This window comes from Mycetocola sp. Y444 (assembly GCF_059445295.1).
The window spans coordinates 460,869-478,766 of sequence record NZ_JCAIUB010000003.1; the positions used below are offsets into that span (position 1 = coordinate 460,869).

The window sequence follows — 17,898 nt, forward strand, 5'->3', positions numbered from 1 at the left end:
CGACACTTACCGCCCTGATGTTGCGCCGGAAGGATGGTCTCATCACCTCGACTGGCGGACCGCCCGGCGGTCGCGAGTGGCTCCGCATCACAGCACCACGGCTTCGACGAAAGGCACCTCATGATTGACGCACTGCGCGACTTCACCTCCACCCTCCCCGACGTACTGCAGTGGGTGGGTGTGATCCTCGCGGCAGCGATTCCGTTCGTTGAGTCCTACTTCGGAGCGGTCATCGGTGTGCTCGCGGGCATCCCTCCTGTTATCGCCATTGCCGCCGCGATCGTCGGCAATATCCTGTCCATGCTGGTCTTCGTACTCAGCGCCCACGGGGTTCGGTCCAAGGTTCGGAACGGCAAGCCCGCCAAGCCCGAAACGCCCCGCCGCGCGAAGCTGCGCGAGCGCTTCGACAAGTACGGTGTGGCCGGGGTGAGCCTCCTTGGCCAGACGCTCCTGCCCAGCCAGATCACCTCCGCCGCGATGGTGTCATTCGGGGCATCGAAGAACGCCGTCATCTTCTGGCAGGTCATCTCGATCGTGCTCTGGGGCGTCGCGTTCGGAGTGCTCGCGACGCTCGGTGTCACGTTCCTGCGCTGACGCGGCGGCCGCTGACGCGGCATCCGTTCGCCGTCCGCTCGAGCGCTGACGCGGCATCCGCTCTGCTCGGCCAGGAACGGTCGCAGTTCCTCGTGAACTGCGACCGTTTCTGTCGTAACAGCGCGATCACCGGAGAGCAGGTCTGCTGCCGCGAGAATAACGGCGAGGGGAGTCTTTCCTCTCTATAGGCGCCACAGCGACAGACGTATTCTCTGCCGCATGTCAGCCGATCCGAACCGCTCAACCACCGCGACGAGATCCCCTGGAGTCGCGCGATGGGTGTTCTGGCCCGCCGCGGTTATCGTGATCGTCTTCGCCGCGTTCGCCATCTTCCTGCCGGAGGCCGCAGAGGTTCTGTTCGCGAACATCCAGGCCAGTATCGTCAGTAACTTCAACTGGTACTACGTGCTGATCGCCGCCTTCTTCGTGATCTTCAGCCTGTGGATCGGGTTCAGCCGATACGGCGACATCAAACTCGGCAAGGAAGACGACGAGCCCGAGTTCTCGCTCGGGTCGTGGTTCTCGTTGCTCTTCGCCGCGGGGATGGGCATCGGGCTCGTGTTTTACGGGGTTGGTGAGCCGCTCAGTCACTTCGCCGACCCGCGCCCGGGCGTGAGCGGCACACCAGCCCAGCTCGCGCAGGCGGCGCTGTCGCAGACCTATCTCCACTGGGGTGTTCACGCCTGGTCGATCTACGTCGTGATCGGGGTCGCACTCGCCTACTCGATCCACCGGCGGGGTCGACCGGTGTCGATTCGCTGGGCGCTCGAACCGCTGCTTGGCAAGCGGGTGCGCGGCGGCTGGGGCAACCTCATCGACATCGTCGCCCTGGTCGGCACGCTGTTCGGTGTTGCCACCTCGCTCGGGCTCGGCGTCGTTCAGATCAGCGCCGGGCTGGAAAGCGCCGGGATCATCGCGGCATCCGATTTCGTTAATATCGTCCTCATCGTCCTCATCACGGGTGCCGTGCTTTTCTCTGTGCTGTCCGGGGTGTCGAAGGGCATGAAGTGGTTGTCGAACATCAACCTCGTGCTCGCGGGCATCATCGTGCTGTTCATTCTCATCGTCGGACCGACGCAGTTCCTGCTGCGCGACTTCGTGCAGTCAATCGGCACCTATCTGCAGAACTTCATTGGCCTTTCGTTCAATGTCGGCGCGTTCGCCGGTGCGGAAGGGGAGGCGTGGCAGGCGGCGTGGACCACGTTCTACTGGGGCTGGTGGATCTCCTGGGCACCCTTCGTTGGCGTCTTCATCGCCCGAATTTCGCGTGGCCGCACGGTGCGACAGTTTGTCACGGGCGTGCTGCTCGTGCCGACCCTGGTGACCTTCCTCTGGTTCAGCGTGCTCGGCGGCACGGCACTGTACTCCGAGCTCAACGGGCCGGGTGGGCTCATCGGTGCCGACGGCGTTGTCAACGTTGAGGGCGCCCTGTTCGCGATGTTCGACCAGCTCCCGGCGGGCTCGGTGCTCACGGTCGGCGGGATCATCCTCATTGCAGTGTTCTTCGTCACCTCGGCGGACTCCGGTGCGCTCGTCATGAGCATGATCGCGAGTGGCGGCGAGGTCGAGCCGAAGCGGTGGATCCGTGCCTTCTTTGCCGTGATCACGTCGGTTCTCGCCACGGCGCTGCTTCTCGCTGGCGGGTTGGAGGCGCTGAAGACCGCGGCGATCATCATCGCCCTGCCGTTCAGCGTGATCATGCTGCTCATCTGCTGGGCGACGGCGATCGCGTTCAACCGTGAGTACAAGGCGTGGGAGAAGGCGCGGCGGTCGGCGTTCCTCGATCGAATCGGCACGTACTACGGGCTCGATGCCGAGGATCTCGAACCGGCCGTCCCCGCGGGGCGGAGGTCCATCTTCAAACGGCGGAGGAAACCGTCGAGCTCGGACCGCCCGCCGACCCAGGTGTTCTAGCGGCGTCCTCTGAACGCTCGCGAGAGCATCCGTTCCGGTCGAGAACATCCGGCGCAACTGATGCGTTCGGCGGGAACGGATGCTTTCGGTGAATGTGTGCCCGTGATTCGACCGAAACGGATGCCGTCGGCGCGTGAGTCGCAGCTCGGCCCACGGTCGCCTGCTACTCGGCGCGCTTGTGACCCGAGACGCTGGTGCGCGGCAGGCGCCCCGCACGCGAGTAGCCGGTCATGCTTTCGTCCTGAACCGTGACGTCGAACTCGAGGTTCAACCGCATCGGCTTGCTCACCCTCTGCCGCCAGGTCACTCGCGCGGTCTCGCCGTCGGCTGCCTCGAGGACGATGTCATTCAGGGGCACGGTTTCGCCAGCGCCGGTCGCGGTGCCTTCGAGGATGCCGTCGCGTGAGGTGAAGCGGTACTCGGCGGCGAGGGTGCCGATGGGAGTTTTCAAGCTCAGGTCCCAGATGCCGGGAAGGGTGTTCATGTGTTCTCTCTCTTGGTCGTTGTCGGTAGATCAGGGTCAATATGCGACGGGGATGCGACCGCCCGCGCGCCAGACGACGCCACGTCGTTCGTATTCGAAAAGATCCTCGACGGCGCGAGCAACAGCCGGGCCGAAATCCCGATCGAGCAGGTGCAGGGCGAGGTCAAGTCCCGACGTCACACCCCCGGATGTCACGAGGTCGCCGTCGTCGACAACGCGTGCGCGGATCGCGTTCACGCCGGTCGCGTCGAGTACGTCCATGCCGAGCGTGTGGGTGGCTGCGTTTCTGCCCTCAATGAGGCCGGCCATGGCGAGGCCGAGCGCACCGCCACAGACCGCGACCATGGTGATTTCAGGGTTGTCGATGGCGTCTCTGAGCATGGGCGCAGCTGGGCCGTTCGCAAGGCGGGCGAGCAGAACCGGGATTGTTTCCGCGCCGGCATCCGGGTCACCTTGGACCGGACCGGATGCTCCCGGAACGATCACGTAGCCCCGCGCCCGTGGGTCCAACCGTGCGGTTGCCGTGAGCGTGAGTCCCCGCGTTCCGGACACGACGGTCCCCGGCCCTTCCGCTGAGACGAGCTCGACCGAAAGCTCGCCGCCGAGAGCATCACTGCCCGCGGCGAGCATCTCGAACGGAGCGATGACGTCGAAGGGATCGAAGCCGTCGAAGAGGAGGATCTGGGCTGACAGTGGCAAAAACGGCTCCTTGCAGGCTGGCGCAGGCGGGGAAGTGCGCCTGCGTTCACTCATCGTCCCGTGTGGGTCGAGACAGTGCCAGTGGCCGTGCTGCCACGTTTCGACTGAATCTGGCCACACCGGTCCTTCGACGCAGATCGGCGACAGTCGCCCGAACACGCGCGGCGGAGCGGGGTTACCATGACCCTATGCACACCGTTGCGGTTCTCGCCTTGACCGATGTCATCGCATTCGATCTGGCCACCGCCGTCGAAGTCTTTGGGCGCGCGAAGATGCCCGATGGCAGGCCCGCCTATCGCGTTATCGTCTGCGGCGCAGAACCGACGGTCGACGCGGGACCGATGAAAATTTCTGCGGGCTCGGGGCTCGACGAGCTGCGCCAGGCCGACACCATCATCGTCCCGGGGCGGAACCGAGCTGACGCTCCGGCATCCGCCCCCATCCTTGAGGCTCTACGGACGGCGGCGGAGGATGGCACACGCGTCGCGTCGATCTGCGTCGGAGCGTTCACGCTCGCCGAGGCCGGCCTGTTGGACGGCCGCCGCGCGACGACGCACTGGCTCGCCGCTGACCTGCTGGCCGAGCGATATCCCGCGGTGCAGGTCGACCGAGACGTGCTCTACGTCGACGAAGGGGCGGTGCTGACCTCGGCGGGAGCCGCCGCTGGCCTCGACCTCTGCCTTCACCTGATCCAACGGGACTTCGGCGTGGCGGTCGCGGCGGATGCCTCTCGACTCGCGGTTGCTCCGCTGCATCGCACGGGAGGGCAGGCACAGTTCATCGTGAGGAACACACCGGGGTATGCGACCGCGACGCTCGAGGACGTGTTGGTGTGGATTGAGAAGAACGCGCATCGAGAATTGGTCCTGGCCGACCTCGCGGCGGCGGCTCACACGAGCGTTCGGACCCTCAACCGGCGCTTCCACTCCGAGACGGGGCAAAGCCCGATGGAGTGGGTGGCCGGGGTTCGCGTGCGCCACGCGCAGGAACTGCTGGAGACGACCGACCACGGTGTTGAGCAGATCGCCCGTCGTGTCGGGTTCGCCAGTCCCAGCAATTTCCGGTCCCACTTTCGTCGGCTTGTCGGCGTCACGCCGCAGAGCTACCGCTCCACGTTCACCGGGGCCGCGCTGGCGGCGGGCTGACCGCACGGCGGCGCACGCTGCGGCCGAGATCACTCGTGCCGGACGAGATCACCCGTTACGCCGGGTGATCTCGTCCGGCACGAGTGATCTCGGGGCGAAAGCGTGCGAGAACGGATGCTGTCGCCACGTTCAGTGCGCGAGCGCGCGTCCTACGCCTCCCGCCGCACCCCGCGGCTCATGATCGCCGACATGAGGGCCTGCACTGGCTCGCGCGCGGCCGACGGGTTCGCCATCAGCACGTAGTCGACGTCGACGAGTTCGGGCAGGCTGAACCGGTTGCTCACCTTCACGAGGTCGGACGGGATGAGCGAGTGGGGGAACGCCGCGACCCCGATCCCGGCCCGCACGGCGGCGAGCATCCCGTTGACGTCGCGAGTGTTGCACGTGATTCGCCAGGTGCGACCGGCGGACTCAAGCGCGTCGATCGCGATCTGCCGGCTGAGGCTCGGCGCCTGGTACGCGATGAGTGGCACGGGATTGCCCTCCGCGATCGTCAGGGTGTCCTGTGCCATCCAGACCAGGGTGTCTTTCGCGACCCGGGTGCTCGCCGTCGCCTCGCCCGCGCTCTGCTTGACGAAGATGAGGTCGAGGTGACCCTGTTCGAGCCGGCGGCGCAGCGGTGCGCTCTGGTTGACGGTCAGCTCAAGGTTGATCTCGGGATACAGCTGCCGGAAGTGCCTCAGCATGCTCGGCAGCTGCGTGATCGCGAGGTCGTCCGCTGCACCGAAGCGCAGCCGTCCCTTCATCGCCGACCCGTTGAAGTAGCTCTCCGCTGCGGCATGCGCGGCGAGGATCGTCCTGGCGAAACCGGCCATCGCGTCGCCGTTGTCGGTCAACCGCACCTCGCGCGTATCCCGCACGATGAGCATCCGCCCCGCCGCCTTCTCCAGCTTGCTCATCTGCTGGCTCACGGTGGGCTGGCTGATTCCGAGCCGAAGCGCCGCATTGGTGAAGCTGTGGGTCTCGACGACCACGAGAAATGTCTTGAGCAATACCGGGTCGTACATGCCACTCCAGTCTCAGCCATTGAGAACACCAATGACCATAATTCTATCTATTGAGGGTCCGAATACGGATGCCGCCCCTAGCGTTAATCGAGGCATCCGCTCTTTCAACGTTTCAGGAGATCTTCCGTGGCCAGCGCGCCTCTCACCGCATTCCCGCCCACCGAACCCCTCTCCCTTCAGACCGGTCGACTGCCCTGGCGCAAGACCTTCATCGCGCTGAGCGTGCCGAATTTCCGGTTGTGGACCATCGGCAATCTGCTCGCGATGACCGCGGGCTGGACCCAGCGCATCGCCCAGGACTGGCTCGTGCTCGAACTGACCGGCAGCGCCACAGCGGTCGGCATCACCGTGGCGATGCAGTTCGCGCCGATGCTGCTCTTCGGCCTGTTCGGCGGTGTGATCGTCGATCGATACAGCAAACGGATGCTCATGGTCATCACGCAGGCGCTCTTCGCCGTGCTCAGTCTGGGCCTCGCGGCCCTCGCGCTGACCGGGACAGTTGAAGCGTGGCACGTCTTCGCGATCGCCTTCGCGACCGGGCTCGTCACGGTGATCGACAACCCCGCGCGCCAGGTCATCGTCACCGAGCTGGTCGGGCAGCGCAACCTGCGCAACGCGATCAGTATCAATTCGTCGGTTTTTCAACTGGCCGGGATGATCGGGCCCGCGATCGCCGGTGTGCTCCTGCTCACCGTCGGAGCCGGCCCCGCGTTCGTCATCAACGGGGTGGCGTGCGTCATCGTCATCGGCATGCTCTGGATGCTCCGCACCGATCAGATGACCCGGCTCGCGCCGTCGCCGCGGGCGAAGGGTCAGCTGAGGGAGGGGCTGCGCTATGCGAAGTCGAAGCCCACGATTGTGTACCCGGTGATCCTCATCGCGGTGTTCGCCGTGTTCGGGCTCACGATGCCCGTGCTGCTCGCGTCATACGCCGCCGACGTGTTCAACGTCGGACCGGGCGGCTACGGCCTCTTCAACTCAATGGTCGCCGTCGGCGCGCTCGTCGGTGCGCTGCTGTCCACCCGGCGGGCATCGATCCGGCTGCGGACGATTGTGATCTGCGTCGGCGCGACCGGGCTGCTCCAGGCTGCTGCAGGGTTCATGCCGTCGGTTGCGCTGTTCTCGGTCTGCCTCGTCACGGTGGGCGTGGCATCCCTTCTCTTCCTCACCGCGTCGAACTCGCTCGTGCAGATGTCGAGCAACATCGGCATCCGCGGGCGGGTGATGTCGCTCTACGTTCTCGTGCTGCTCGGCGGGCAGGCGATCGGCGGGCCGCTCATGGGTGTTCTCATCGAAGAGTTCGGCGCGAACGTCGGCATGATCGTCTCGGGTGGTGTGCCGGCGCTCGCCGCGGCGATCGTCGCGATCGTGCTCGCGCGGCGCGGGCAGCTGCGGCTGCAGGTGCGGCGCACCCGGTTTGTCCCGTCGCTGAGCATCGGGCCGCGGACGTACGACGGCGCCTGAGCGCGCGCTCTCGCGCGCCGAGCGCTGCAGAAACTAGTTGTGCGCGGCAGAAGTATCTGCAGCGGAACGCAGGATCCGCAGCGCTCGAGGCGGGTGGGCGTGCAGACGAGCTGAGGTGGGCAACGGATGCGGCGGGGCGAGTCGAGCAGGATGGTCGCGCGGCAGCGTGGCGCGAGTGCCGAGCGCTGCAGTTACTTTCTCACGCTGCAGAAGTATCTGCAGCGCGGGCATGGATCTGCAGCGCTCGAGGCTGGTGGGCGTGCAGACGAGCTGAGGTGGGCAACGGATGCTTCGGGGCGAGTCGAGCAGGATGGTCGCGCGGCAGCGTGGCGCGGGCATGCATCTGCAGCGCTCGGATCTGCAGCGGCGGGTGCGTTGAGGGCGGATGCTGCCGGCCGGGCGGGCGGGTGCGCCGGAGCCCGCGACTCAGGCCCGCACCGCAGCCGCCACCCGCAGCCGCCAGCTCACGAGCGCCAGGTCGAGGGCGGTGCGCCGCTCGCGGTTGTCGAGGTCCAGCCCGCCGAGCAGCCGACTGATCCGTTCGAGCCTGCCGTAGAGCGTCTGGCGACGGATGCCGAGGGCATCCGCCGTTCGCGTCTTCGACAGCCCGGCAGCGAGATACGCGTCGAGCGTCATCACGAGGCCGGCACCGGTGTGGGCGTCATGCGCGAGCAGGGCGCCGAGCTGGTCGTTGACGAACCGCTCGAGCGCCTCATCGTCGACGAACGAGGCAAGCAGCTGGTACAGCGCAAAGTCGGCCGCGACCACGACACGCGCCGCCGGAGTCAGCCGCATCGCGAGCCGTGCAGTGTCGCGCGCGCTCGGGAACGCACTCACGAGCGCGGGCACATCACCGACGGCGTTGCCGGCACTGACGAGCACGCTTCCACCCGTGGTCGACCGCAACTCGCCCTCGACCTCGTCCGCGAACCGCGCAACAGCCGCCCGCAGGTCACGGGGGGCGATCACTGCGGCGACGAGAATGTCGCCATCGTGCTCAGCGGTGATCGATCCGGTGAACACGCGCCGTGCTGCCTCCCGTGCCGCGATGAGAACGGCGTTGGCCGTCGTGTTCGCAGTGCGCGGCCGCACGCACAGAGCCAGCGCCCTGTGCCCGGGTCGCACCGTCATACCGGTTCCGAGGGCGCGGCTGGTGAGTTCGCCGGTGGAGCCATACCGCCCCGTCACGATGTCCCGCAGCAGCTCGGCCCCGGCCTGATTGCGGCTCACCGGAGACGAGCCCGAGCGCGCAACCTCGGCGGCGAGCACCTGCGCGGCCCGGGCGGCAACCGTGCGTACCCGGTCGGTCGGAGCGCCATCGAGCACGAGCTCACCCCAGACGACCCCGCCGGCGACGATGGGTTCACGGTGGGCCGCGGATTCTGCGCCGGCATCCGTCGCTATCCCGGCAACAAGCTCCCCGTCGGCGGTGTACAGCGCAACTCCGCACCCCGCGAGCTCCCCGACGATGCCGGTCAACCCGGCCAGGCCGGCGCGCTCGCCGAGCGCGAGCAGCAGTCGTTCGGTGACGGATGCCGCGAGCGTCAGACTGTCGAGGTCGGAACCGAGCAGCAGCGCGTGGGCAACCTGGGTCACCTCGATGAACGGGACCACCCCGTGCAGCAGCACGAGGGGCAGCCCCACCCGGCGGGCTTCGTCGACGAGGTCGTCCGGCGCAACCGGAAACGTACGGCCGAGCTCGAGCATGAGGGCGGAGATTCCGACCCGGGCGAGGTCCGCGATGTACGCGCGCCTCGCCTCGGGGGTCAGCGCGACCAGGCCAAGACCCGTGGTGAGGAGTACCTCTCCGCCCCGGAGAAGCGACGAGATCTCGTAAATCTCGCTCGAGTGCACCCACCGCACCGCCCGGGCGTCGAGGTTCTCGCCGCTGACAATCTCGGGTCGCGCCCGCGCGAGCACGGGCAAATCGAGGAGGTCAGTCACGGTCAGGGGCATTGCCATACCCTCCCAGCGCACCAGACACAGTGTCAAGAGTTAACGCAGCAGAAATGACACTGTGTCCCTGATGACATCGGATGCCGTCACCCTATTCTCAGAGAAGGTCACCCCACCCGGCTCACGCCCGCCCCACCTGCTCACCGCGACACCGCCCAATACTCGCCCGCACACCGCACCAGCACCACCCGAGCACCGCACCCCCACCCGAACACCGCCCCACCTGCACCAGCGCAACACCGCACGAACACCGGCACCACCCGAGCCCAGCCACACTGCCAGCCACACCCCGCACCAACCCGAGAGAAGGCCCCGATGCTCGACCGCTCCTCCCGCCGTCCCGCCCGAATGCTCGCAACGATTGGCGTGGCATCCGCAGCAGTGCTTCTCCTCGCCGGATGCGGAGGCACGACGGGCAACGAGGGCTCGGGCGGTGCGTCGACGAGCGAGGGCGGCAGTGACGTTCCCTCGGTGTTCGGCGCGTTCGCGACGCCGCTCGAAGAGCCGTGGGATGGCGCCATCCACGCGGCGCTCGAGTCGGCCGAGGAAGACGGCCTGATCACCTACGAGCACACCGACAACCTGCACACCGCCGATGAGATGGAACGCGCCCTGCGCGACATCGCCACCAACCAGGCACCCGACATCATCATCGGCGACGCGTTCGCGGCGGAAGACGCCGTCCGTACCGTTGCGGCCGAGTTCCCCGACATTGCGTTCGCGTTCGGCTCCGGTGGCGAGGAGCAGGCACCGAACTTCAGCGTGTTCGACAACTGGATGCAGGACCCCGCCTACCTCGCCGGAATGCTCGCCGGTGGACTTACCGAGACGGGCACGATCGGCGTCGTCGGCGCGATGCCGATCCCCGAGGTCAACCGCATCGTCAACGGTTTCATCGCGGGCGTCGAGGAAACCAACCCGACCGCGACGGTCACCGTGTCGTTCATCAACTCCTTCTTCGACCCGGCCACGGCCAAGCAGGCTGCGGAGGCCGCTATTGCCGGCGGGGCCGACGTGCTCTTCGCCGAACGTGACGGCGTCATCGCCGCCGCGGACGAGAACGGGCTCCCCGTCTTCGGCATGATGGTCGACCAGCAGGACCAGGCTCCCGACCACGTGGTCTCCTCCCTGCTCTGGGACATGCGCCCCACCGTTGAGGCAATCGTCGAGGCTGTCGCCGCCGGTGAGTTCGAGGCATCCAACCTCGCCGAGTACTCCTTCATGGTCAACGGCGGAAGCTCACTCGCCCCGATCAACACCGAGACCGCGTTCGAGATCCCGGCTGACCTGATCGAGAAGGTCGAGGCCCGCCAGGCCGAGATCCTCGACGGCAGCTTCGAGACGCCGGTCAACGAAGAAGCCCCAGCGGGCTCGACCACGATCGGCGAGTAAGCGCTCCGTGATCTCTCGCACCACCGGGGCGGCGCCGGACGCCGCCCCACACGATTCGACCCCGCTCGCCGAGCTCATCGACATCACCAAGACCTTCGGTGCCGTCGTCGCGAACGACTCGATTTCGCTCGCCGTCGCCCGAGGGGAGGTCCACGCGCTCCTCGGTGAAAACGGCGCGGGCAAGTCGACGCTCACCCGCATCCTCTACGGCCTCAGTCAGCCCGACAGCGGCGAGGTCCGCGTCGACGGTGTGCCGACCCGTATTGATTCACCGGCGGATGCCATGGCATCCGGAATCGGAATGGTCACCCAGGAGTTCTCGCTCGTCGACACCATGACGGTGACCGAGAACCTCATGCTCGCGGGCGTCGGGCTGGGCCGGGTGCGGACCGCGGATGCCCGGGAGCGGGTGCTGGCAGCAGCGGCGCGGATCGGCGTCTCGCTCGACCCCGACGCTCTCGTCGGCGCGCTCTCGGTCGGTGAACGCCAGCGGGTGGAGATCGTGAAGGCGCTGTTCCATGACTGCCGTGTGCTCATCCTCGATGAGCCGACCGCTGTGCTCGTGCCGCAGGACGTCGAACTGCTCTTCGCCTCGATCGAGCGGCTCACCGCCGACGGCATGGGCGTCATCTTCATCTCCCACAAACTGCACGAGGTCACCCGCATCGCCGATCGGGTGAGCATCCTTCGGCGCGGCCGGATCGTCGCGTCCCGTCCCGCCGACGGGCTTGAACCGCGCGATATCGCCGCGCTCATGGTGGGTTCGACCGCGCCGGTCGACGCGCCGTCGATCGCGCTGGCCACGAGTATCGGGCTCGAGTCGGACGATCTTTCTGTAGCGACTGCCGCTGCGCCCACGGATGCTGCGCCGACGGATGTTGCGCCGACGGCAGACGCAACCGTGACGCCGACGGCATCCGCTCGCGACCTTCCCGGTGAAGCGGCACTCGAACTCAGCGGGGTCAGCCTCGGCAGCGCGAGCTCGACGGTGCTCGACGGTGTCACCCTGAGCGTTGGTCGCGGCGAGATCGTCGGCATCGCCGGGGTCTCGGGCAACGGGCAGACCGAACTCGTGTCGGTGCTCTGCGGAACCCTGCTGGCGACGAGCGGATCGGTGCGCGTTGCCGGAACCGACATCACGAGCCTCGAGCCTGGAGCTCGGATCAAAGCCGGGTTCGGCCGGCTCACCGAGGACCGCAAGGGAAGTGTCATTCCGTCGCTCAGCGTCGGCCAGAACCTCGTGCTCGAAGACCTCGATGATTTCCGGCGTGGGCCGTTCCTCGACCGGCGGGCAATTCGCGAGCACGTCGCTGCACTCATCGAGCGCTTCGACATCCGCGCGTCGGCGAGCGATCCGATCAAGTCGCTGTCGGGCGGGAACATGCAGAAGGTGCTCCTCGCCCGCGCGATCTCCCGCAATCCGCGCGCGCTCGTCGCGTCGCAGCCGACCCGCGGACTCGACATCGGCGCGTGCGACTACGTGTACTCCCAGCTGCGCGCACTGCGCGACCAGGGCGCCGGCGTCCTGCTCATCTCCGAAGACCTTGACGAGCTCCTCGGCCTCTGTGACCGCATCGCCGTGATCTTCTCGGGCCGGATCATCGGCGAACTGCCCGCGGCCGAGGCGACGCACGACTCGCTCGGACTGCTGATGACCGGACACCGGGCGGAGGATGCCGCATGAAAATCCTCCTTCGCGCGACCGAGCCCCGCTGGCTCGCACCCGCCGCCGTCGCTCTCGCGGTGATCGTCACGCTCCTCATCACAGCGGCGCCGATCCGGCTGGCCGGCGCTAATCCCGCCGCCGCCTTCCAGCGCTACCTCGTCACCCCGCTGACAACCATCGGCGGCCTCAACGAGGTGCTGCTGGCATCCACCCCGCTGATCTTCACGGGACTCGCGGTGGCCGTCGCGTTCAGGGTCGGCTACTACAACATCGGTGCTGAGGGGCAGTTTCTCGCGGGAGCCGCCGCCGCAACGGTACCCGGGCTGTATCTCACCGACGCTCCGGCGTTTATTGCCCTGCCGCTCGCGCTCGGGGCCGGGGCGCTCGGGGGAGTGGCCTGGGCTTTCGTGCCGGCCTGGCTCAAGCGGCATGCCCACATCGACGAGGTCGTCACGACACTGCTGCTCAACCCGGTGGCGCTGCTGCTCATCCAGGGGCTGCTCAACGGGCCGTGGCGCAACTCACAGAGCGGTTTCCCCGACAGCGACCGGTACGGCGACGGCTACACGCTGCCCGCGATCATCGACGGTTCACGCGCGCACTGGGGGCTCATCATCGGCCTCGTACTCGTTCTCATCGCCTTCGTCGTGATGTCGTTCACCCCGCTCGGGCTCAAGCTCAAGGCGGCGGGCCAGGCGCCGGCCGCTGCGCAGTTCTCCGGCATCCCGGTCGCGAAGCTGCAGTGGCGCTTCGCCCTCATCTCCGGCGGGATCGCCGGGCTGGGTGGCGCGACCCAGGTCCTCGGCGTGCAGCACCAGCTGACCGCGGGCATCTCGAACGGTTACGGCTACACCGGTGTCGTCATCGCGACGCTCGGCGCGCTGACCGCCGGTGGCGTGCTCCTCGTCGCGCTGCTGCTCGGCACGATCACGGTCGGTGCGCAGAACGCGTCGATCACGCTGCAGCTGCCCACCCAGATGGGCGAGATCGTCAGCTCGACCCTCCTGCTCTCCGTGGTGTCATTCCTCGCGCTGCGGCGCTACACGGTGGTCTTCCGCCGACGAAAGCCGTCGACGAGTGAGGGGGACAGCGCATGAACTTGCCACTGTTCGCGATCCTCGCGGCCACCCTCACTATCGCGACCCCGCTCGTCTGGGCGGCGCTCGGCGCGGTCATCAACGAGCGTGCCGGCATCCTGAATCTGGGTATCGAGGGGACGATGTACGCCGGGGCGTTCTGCGGGTTCCTCGCCACGGTGATGAGCGGGTCGCTCTGGTTCGGCCTCGCCGCGGCCATTGTGGCCGGTGCGCTCGCCGGTGCGCTGGTGGGCCTGTTGACCGTCACGCTCGGCGTGAACCAGCACGTGGCCGGAATCGGCACGACCCTGCTGCTCGTCGCGGCCTGCGACTTCACCAACCGGCTGCTGTTCTCGGGCGGTGGGCAGACCACGACCGAGAAGTTCGATCGGTTGCTGCCCGGTGGCGGGATGCTGTCGCAATACCCGATGACCTACGTCGCGTTCATGCTGCTCGCCCCGGCGCTCTGGTGGGTGTTGCGCTCGAGCGGGTTCGGGCTGCGTCTCCGGGCGGTCGGTGAGAACCCTGAAGCGGCGGATGCCGCCGGCATCCCGGTCGCGAAAACGCGCTACGCCGCCCTCATTCTGGGCAGCGTGCTGATGGCTCTCGGCGGGTCCTTCCTCACACTCTCGCTACTCGGTGCGTTTACCATCGACATCGTCAGCGGGCGCGGCTGGATCTGTATCGCGCTCGTCATCTTCGGACGCTGGAAGGTGTGGCCCGTCGTTGCGGGTGCGCTGCTCTTCGCCGTCGTCGATGCGTTGCAGCTGCAGCTCGCGATCACGCCGCTGTTCAGTGAGGTGCCCAACGAGTTGCTCATCGCGTTCCCGTACCTCGTCGTCATCGCGGCGCTTGCCATCTGGGGGCGGGGCGTCCGGTATCCGGGTGCCTACCTCAAGCCGTATCGGCGGGCGTGATGTCCGGTTCCATGCCGTTGTCCGCCCCGGCGCCGCGGCCCAGTGTGCTTCCGGCAACTACGGTTCAGCCAACTGCGGTTCAGCCCTCTGCGCCGGAGCCAACTGCGCCGGAGTCAACTGCGCCGGAGCCAACTGCGCCGGAGCCAACCTCGTCTCGTCCCACCCCGTCGCATCCCACTTCCTCACATCCCACCCCGTCACGTCTCTCGAACGGAGCAGCAATGCCGACACCACTCACCGATGCCGAACAACTCGACGTTGCCATTGCCGAGGCCAGGAAGAGTCGCGCGGAAGGCGGCATCCCGATCGGTGCTGCCCTGATCGTCGATGGACAGGTGCTCGCCACCGGGCACAACCGACGCGTGCAGGATGCCAGCCCGATCCACCATGGTGAGACCAACTGCCTGGAGAATGCGGGCAGGCTGCCGGCGAGCGTCTACGCTCGGGCCACCATGGTGACGACGCTGTCGCCGTGCGACATGTGTACCGGCGCGATCCTGCTGTACAAGATTCCGCGCGTGATCATCGGCGAGAACTCGACCTTCTATGGCGGCGAAGACTATCTCCGCGAGCGTGGCGTCGATGTGGTGGTGCTCGACAGTGCGGAGTGCGTCGAGCTCATGGGCGAGTTCATCGCGGCGGAGCCGGCGCTCTGGAATGAGGACATCGGCGAGTAGCGGGCTGCGGCGCGCGCCGAGCCCCACTCCTCTCTCTGGGCTCCCGCTCACCAACCCCACCCTTCACCGCCCGGCGCTGCATATCCATGCTCGAGCTGCAGAAGTATCTGTAGCGCGGGCATGGAAGTGCCGCGCTTGCGGCTGCGCGCGACGGATGCTACGGGACAAGCGGGCGGGCTGCGCGGCTGCGCCCGCACCCGGCGCTGCACATCCATGCTCAGGCTGCAGAAGTATCTGTAGCGCGGGCATGGATATGCCGCGCTCGAGGTGAAGGGCCGCCCCGGCCGCCCGCTCAGATCCCCGGCCCGACCGGCAGGAGGTCGAGCCGCGTCACCGCACGGGTGTCGAGGTCGATCATCGCCGCCGAGTCGGGCGGCACGTGCGTCCACCCCGGCTCGTCAAGCCCGCTCGAAATGATGTGAACGGCATCCGCACTCACGCGGTAGTCCATCGCGTAATACTCCGTCGCGTGCCTGGGTGGCATGTCCTCATACGAGTCATAGAGTGCGCTCAGCGCGGGGGGCGGTGACGCAGCCCGGCTGTTGATGTGGATAGCGAAGAGGGTCGTCGGCGTGAGCAGAAGCGCGTTGAGACTCGCGTCCGGAAACTCCTTCATCATCGTGTGCAGCGCGCGCGTGACGCCGCTCGCCTCGCTTGCGCTCTCCCCAATGCACTGCATGACGAAACGGAAATACCGCTCACTGTCGGTCGCACCCCTGAGCTTCGCCGTCGACTCCGGCGTGAGCAGTTCGTCGAGCCGGGAGATCGGTGTGATGTTGCCGTTGTGGGCGAACACGTATTGCCCATCGGTGAACGGATGCGTGTTCTCCGGTGCGACGGGAAGGCCCCCGGTGGCCCAGCGCAGGTGCACCAGCCCCGCTGAGCCGAGCGGCGTGTGGGTGAGTTCGGTGTACCGAGGGTCGCGGGCCGCCGAATCCGGGCTGGAGACCGCGTGCGTGAGGTGGTCGCCGTCGCGCCATGCCATTCCCCAGCCATCGCCGTGGAGCGACGCGAGCGAGGTGAACGCCTCGAATGGCCCCTCACCCAGCACGTCGACAGCGGCGACAGGGCGGGCTGCAACGTAACCAAGCAATCGGCACATGGCGCACCCCCTTCCGCAGTGTCCAGCTTTCTCCACTCTCGCGCTGGTGGCAACCGATGCGGGCTGCGACACTATACGCATGCGCACCGTCGGGGTCGAGGAAGAGCTGTTCCTGGTTGATCCGAAGAGTGGTGCCGCGCGGTCGGTGGCGACGCGCGTCCTCCGCCAGACCAACGATGTCCCCGGGTCTCATGACCACCTCGGCGGACGGCTCGAGCACGAGGTGCAGCAGCAGATGGTGGAGACCAACACGGCCCCGCACGCCGATCTCGCAGAGCTGGCCGATGACATCCGTCAGTGTCGTTCACGGGCGATCGACGCAGCGAGGGATGCCGGCGTGCGCGTGATTGCGTCGGCCACGTCGCCTCTGCGGGTTGAGCCGCGGCTGTTTTCGCATCCCAGGTACGAGCACATGGCCGAGGTGTTCGGCATCACGGCCAGGGAACAACTGACCTGCGCGTGTCACGTCCACGTGCAGGTCGAGTCGGACGAGGAGGGTGTTGCCGCCCTCGACGGGATTCGCTGCTGGCTGCCCGTGCTCGTCGCGTTGAGTGCGAACTCACCGTTCTGGCAGGGCGCAGACTCGAGCTACGCGAGCTACCGGTCACAGGCGATGCTGCGCTGGCCGACCGCCGGGCCGACCGAAGTGTTCGGCTCAGCAGAGCAGTATCACGCGACGATCGCGGCCATGCTCGACTCGGGCGTCATGCTCGACAGGGGCATGGTGTACTTCGACGCGCGGCTGTCGCATCACGCGCCGACGGTGGAGATCCGGGTGGCGGATGTCTGTGCGGATGCCGCCGACACCGTGCTGATCGCGGCCCTGTGTCGCGGTCTTGTGGAGACGGCCGTCGCCCTGTGGCGTGACGGCGAACGAGCGCCGCAGGTGCCGGCTGCGCTGGTGCGCCTCGCGGGCTGGCAGGCCGGTCGTTACGGACTCGAGGGCATGCTGGTCGACCCGGTGATACTCACGCCGCGGCCAGCTGCGGAGGTCGTCGCCGATCTCCTCGAACTGGTGCGGCCTGCACTCCGTCAGAGCGGCGACGAAGAGCTGGTCGAACAGCGCATCGACGCGGTGCTGTCACGGGGTAACGGTGCGATGCGCCAGCGGGCCGTTCTCGCACGCACCGGGCAGTTCGCCGACGTCGTCGCTGACCTCGCCAGACTGACCGCCGGGCAGGACGCGCTCTAATTGTTACCGGTACAGACGCCGGGCAGTTACCGCGCGGATGCCGTCTGGCATTCTTCGCAGATACCGTTGAAGATCACTTCGGCGGCGAAGATCTCGAACCCGGATGTATCGGAGGGAGTCAGGCAGGGGGCTTCGCCGATGACGCAGTCCACGTCCTTTACCGCACCGCAGCGCACGCAGAGCAGGTGGTGGTGGTTGTCACCGACCTTTCGCTCGAAGAGCGCGGGGGATCCTGGCGGGTCGAAGCGCCGGACGAGGCCTGAAGAGGTGAACACGGCGAGGATGCCGTAGACGGCCTGCGGTGATGAGCTGCCCAGGATTTCCTGCACCCGCGTGAAGATCTCTTCGGCGCTGGAGTGCGGGTGGTTTTCCACGGCTTCCAACACTGCGAGGCGTGGCGCCGTCACCCTGAGTCCCGCCGCGCGAAGCGACTGTCGGAGTACATCGGTGTCGAGTGCGGCCGCGCCGAACACCTCTACGTCGAGTTGGGGGTCAGCCGCAAGTGCCATGGGTCAATGCTAGGCCTTGTTTTGATTTAGTCAAAACAAGGCCGTAAGCTGAACCAACTTCCGTGTTTGGAACGTCCAGATGCGTAATGCAGTAAATGAGGAGA

At 67.2% G+C, this 17,898-nt stretch carries 16 protein-coding genes; 10 read left to right on the forward strand and 6 right to left on the reverse strand.

Features of this window, described 5'->3' with window-relative positions; translation table 11 throughout:
* Positions 1-120: 120 nt before the first annotated feature.
* Both AC1C2M_RS13690 and AC1C2M_RS13695 read left to right on the forward strand, forming a co-directional pair.
* Entirely contained in the window at positions 121-594 is a 474-nt protein-coding gene (locus AC1C2M_RS13690) for a hypothetical protein (protein ID WP_495433437.1), read from the forward strand.
* Positions 595-813: 219 nt separating this feature from the next.
* Entirely contained in the window at positions 814-2,508 is a 1,695-nt protein-coding gene (locus tag AC1C2M_RS13695) for a BCCT family transporter (RefSeq protein ID WP_495437112.1), read from the forward strand.
* Between the two features lie 163 nt (positions 2,509-2,671).
* On the opposite strand, the gene AC1C2M_RS13700 is transcribed toward AC1C2M_RS13695, so the two are convergent.
* A complete protein-coding gene (locus AC1C2M_RS13700; RefSeq protein WP_495437113.1) occupies positions 2,672-2,992 on the reverse strand; it encodes a hypothetical protein in 321 nt (106 codons plus the stop codon).
* A gap of 36 nt (positions 2,993-3,028) precedes the next feature.
* Positions 3,029-3,691 carry a DJ-1/PfpI family protein gene (locus tag AC1C2M_RS13705; protein ID WP_483406279.1) on the reverse strand — a complete coding sequence of 221 codons (663 nt, stop codon included), beginning with the start codon at positions 3,689-3,691 and terminating at the stop codon, positions 3,029-3,031.
* 188 nt (positions 3,692-3,879) lie between these two features.
* Here AC1C2M_RS13705 and AC1C2M_RS13710 point away from each other — a divergent pair, with 188 nt between their 5' ends.
* Positions 3,880-4,836, forward strand: coding sequence for a GlxA family transcriptional regulator (locus AC1C2M_RS13710; protein WP_483406278.1), 957 nt, complete (start codon positions 3,880-3,882; stop codon positions 4,834-4,836).
* 149 nt (positions 4,837-4,985) lie between these two features.
* On the opposite strand, the gene AC1C2M_RS13715 is transcribed toward AC1C2M_RS13710, so the two are convergent.
* Positions 4,986-5,843, reverse strand: coding sequence for a LysR substrate-binding domain-containing protein (locus AC1C2M_RS13715; protein ID WP_495437116.1), 858 nt, complete (start codon positions 5,841-5,843; stop codon positions 4,986-4,988).
* Positions 5,844-5,969: 126 nt separating this feature from the next.
* Here AC1C2M_RS13715 and AC1C2M_RS13720 point away from each other — a divergent pair, with 126 nt between their 5' ends.
* A complete protein-coding gene (locus AC1C2M_RS13720) occupies positions 5,970-7,307 on the forward strand; it encodes an MFS transporter (RefSeq protein WP_483406276.1) in 1,338 nt (445 codons plus the stop codon).
* Positions 7,308-7,733: 426 nt separating this feature from the next.
* On the opposite strand, the gene AC1C2M_RS13725 is transcribed toward AC1C2M_RS13720, so the two are convergent.
* A complete protein-coding gene (locus AC1C2M_RS13725; RefSeq protein WP_495437117.1) occupies positions 7,734-9,269 on the reverse strand; it encodes a PucR family transcriptional regulator in 1,536 nt (511 codons plus the stop codon).
* A gap of 309 nt (positions 9,270-9,578) precedes the next feature.
* Between AC1C2M_RS13725 and AC1C2M_RS13730 the strand changes: the two genes are divergently transcribed.
* The 5 genes from AC1C2M_RS13730 (at position 9,579) to AC1C2M_RS13750 (ending at position 14,991) form a co-directional block, all read left to right on the forward strand.
* Positions 9,579-10,655, forward strand: coding sequence for a BMP family protein (locus AC1C2M_RS13730; protein WP_495437119.1), 1,077 nt, complete (start codon positions 9,579-9,581; stop codon positions 10,653-10,655).
* Positions 10,656-10,662: 7 nt separating this feature from the next.
* A complete protein-coding gene (locus AC1C2M_RS13735) occupies positions 10,663-12,339 on the forward strand; it encodes an ABC transporter ATP-binding protein (RefSeq protein WP_495437120.1) in 1,677 nt (558 codons plus the stop codon).
* Positions 12,336-13,418 carry an ABC transporter permease gene (locus tag AC1C2M_RS13740; protein ID WP_495437122.1) on the forward strand — a complete coding sequence of 361 codons (1,083 nt, stop codon included), beginning with the start codon at positions 12,336-12,338 and terminating at the stop codon, positions 13,416-13,418. The genes AC1C2M_RS13735 and AC1C2M_RS13740 overlap by 4 nt, the downstream gene beginning before the upstream one ends.
* Positions 13,415-14,314: an ABC transporter permease gene (locus AC1C2M_RS13745; RefSeq protein ID WP_495437124.1), complete on the forward strand. Its 900-nt coding sequence runs from the start codon at positions 13,415-13,417 to the stop codon at positions 14,312-14,314. The genes AC1C2M_RS13740 and AC1C2M_RS13745 overlap by 4 nt, the downstream gene beginning before the upstream one ends.
* Before the next feature lie 221 nt (positions 14,315-14,535).
* The gene (locus tag AC1C2M_RS13750; RefSeq protein WP_495437126.1) at positions 14,536-14,991 is read left to right on the forward strand and encodes a nucleoside deaminase; all 456 of its coding nucleotides are present in this window, start codon (positions 14,536-14,538) and stop codon (positions 14,989-14,991) included.
* Positions 14,992-15,283: 292 nt separating this feature from the next.
* Here AC1C2M_RS13750 and AC1C2M_RS13755 read toward each other — a convergent pair whose 3' ends face one another.
* The gene (locus AC1C2M_RS13755) at positions 15,284-16,093 is read right to left on the reverse strand and encodes a class II glutamine amidotransferase (protein ID WP_495437128.1); all 810 of its coding nucleotides are present in this window, start codon (positions 16,091-16,093) and stop codon (positions 15,284-15,286) included.
* A gap of 79 nt (positions 16,094-16,172) precedes the next feature.
* On the opposite strand from AC1C2M_RS13755, the gene AC1C2M_RS13760 reads away from it, so the two are divergent.
* Positions 16,173-17,285: a carboxylate-amine ligase gene (locus tag AC1C2M_RS13760; protein WP_495437130.1), complete on the forward strand. Its 1,113-nt coding sequence runs from the start codon at positions 16,173-16,175 to the stop codon at positions 17,283-17,285.
* Between the two features lie 26 nt (positions 17,286-17,311).
* On the opposite strand, the gene AC1C2M_RS13765 is transcribed toward AC1C2M_RS13760, so the two are convergent.
* A complete protein-coding gene (locus tag AC1C2M_RS13765) occupies positions 17,312-17,794 on the reverse strand; it encodes a Fur family transcriptional regulator (RefSeq protein WP_495437131.1) in 483 nt (160 codons plus the stop codon).
* Between the last annotated feature and the right edge of the window lie 104 nt (positions 17,795-17,898).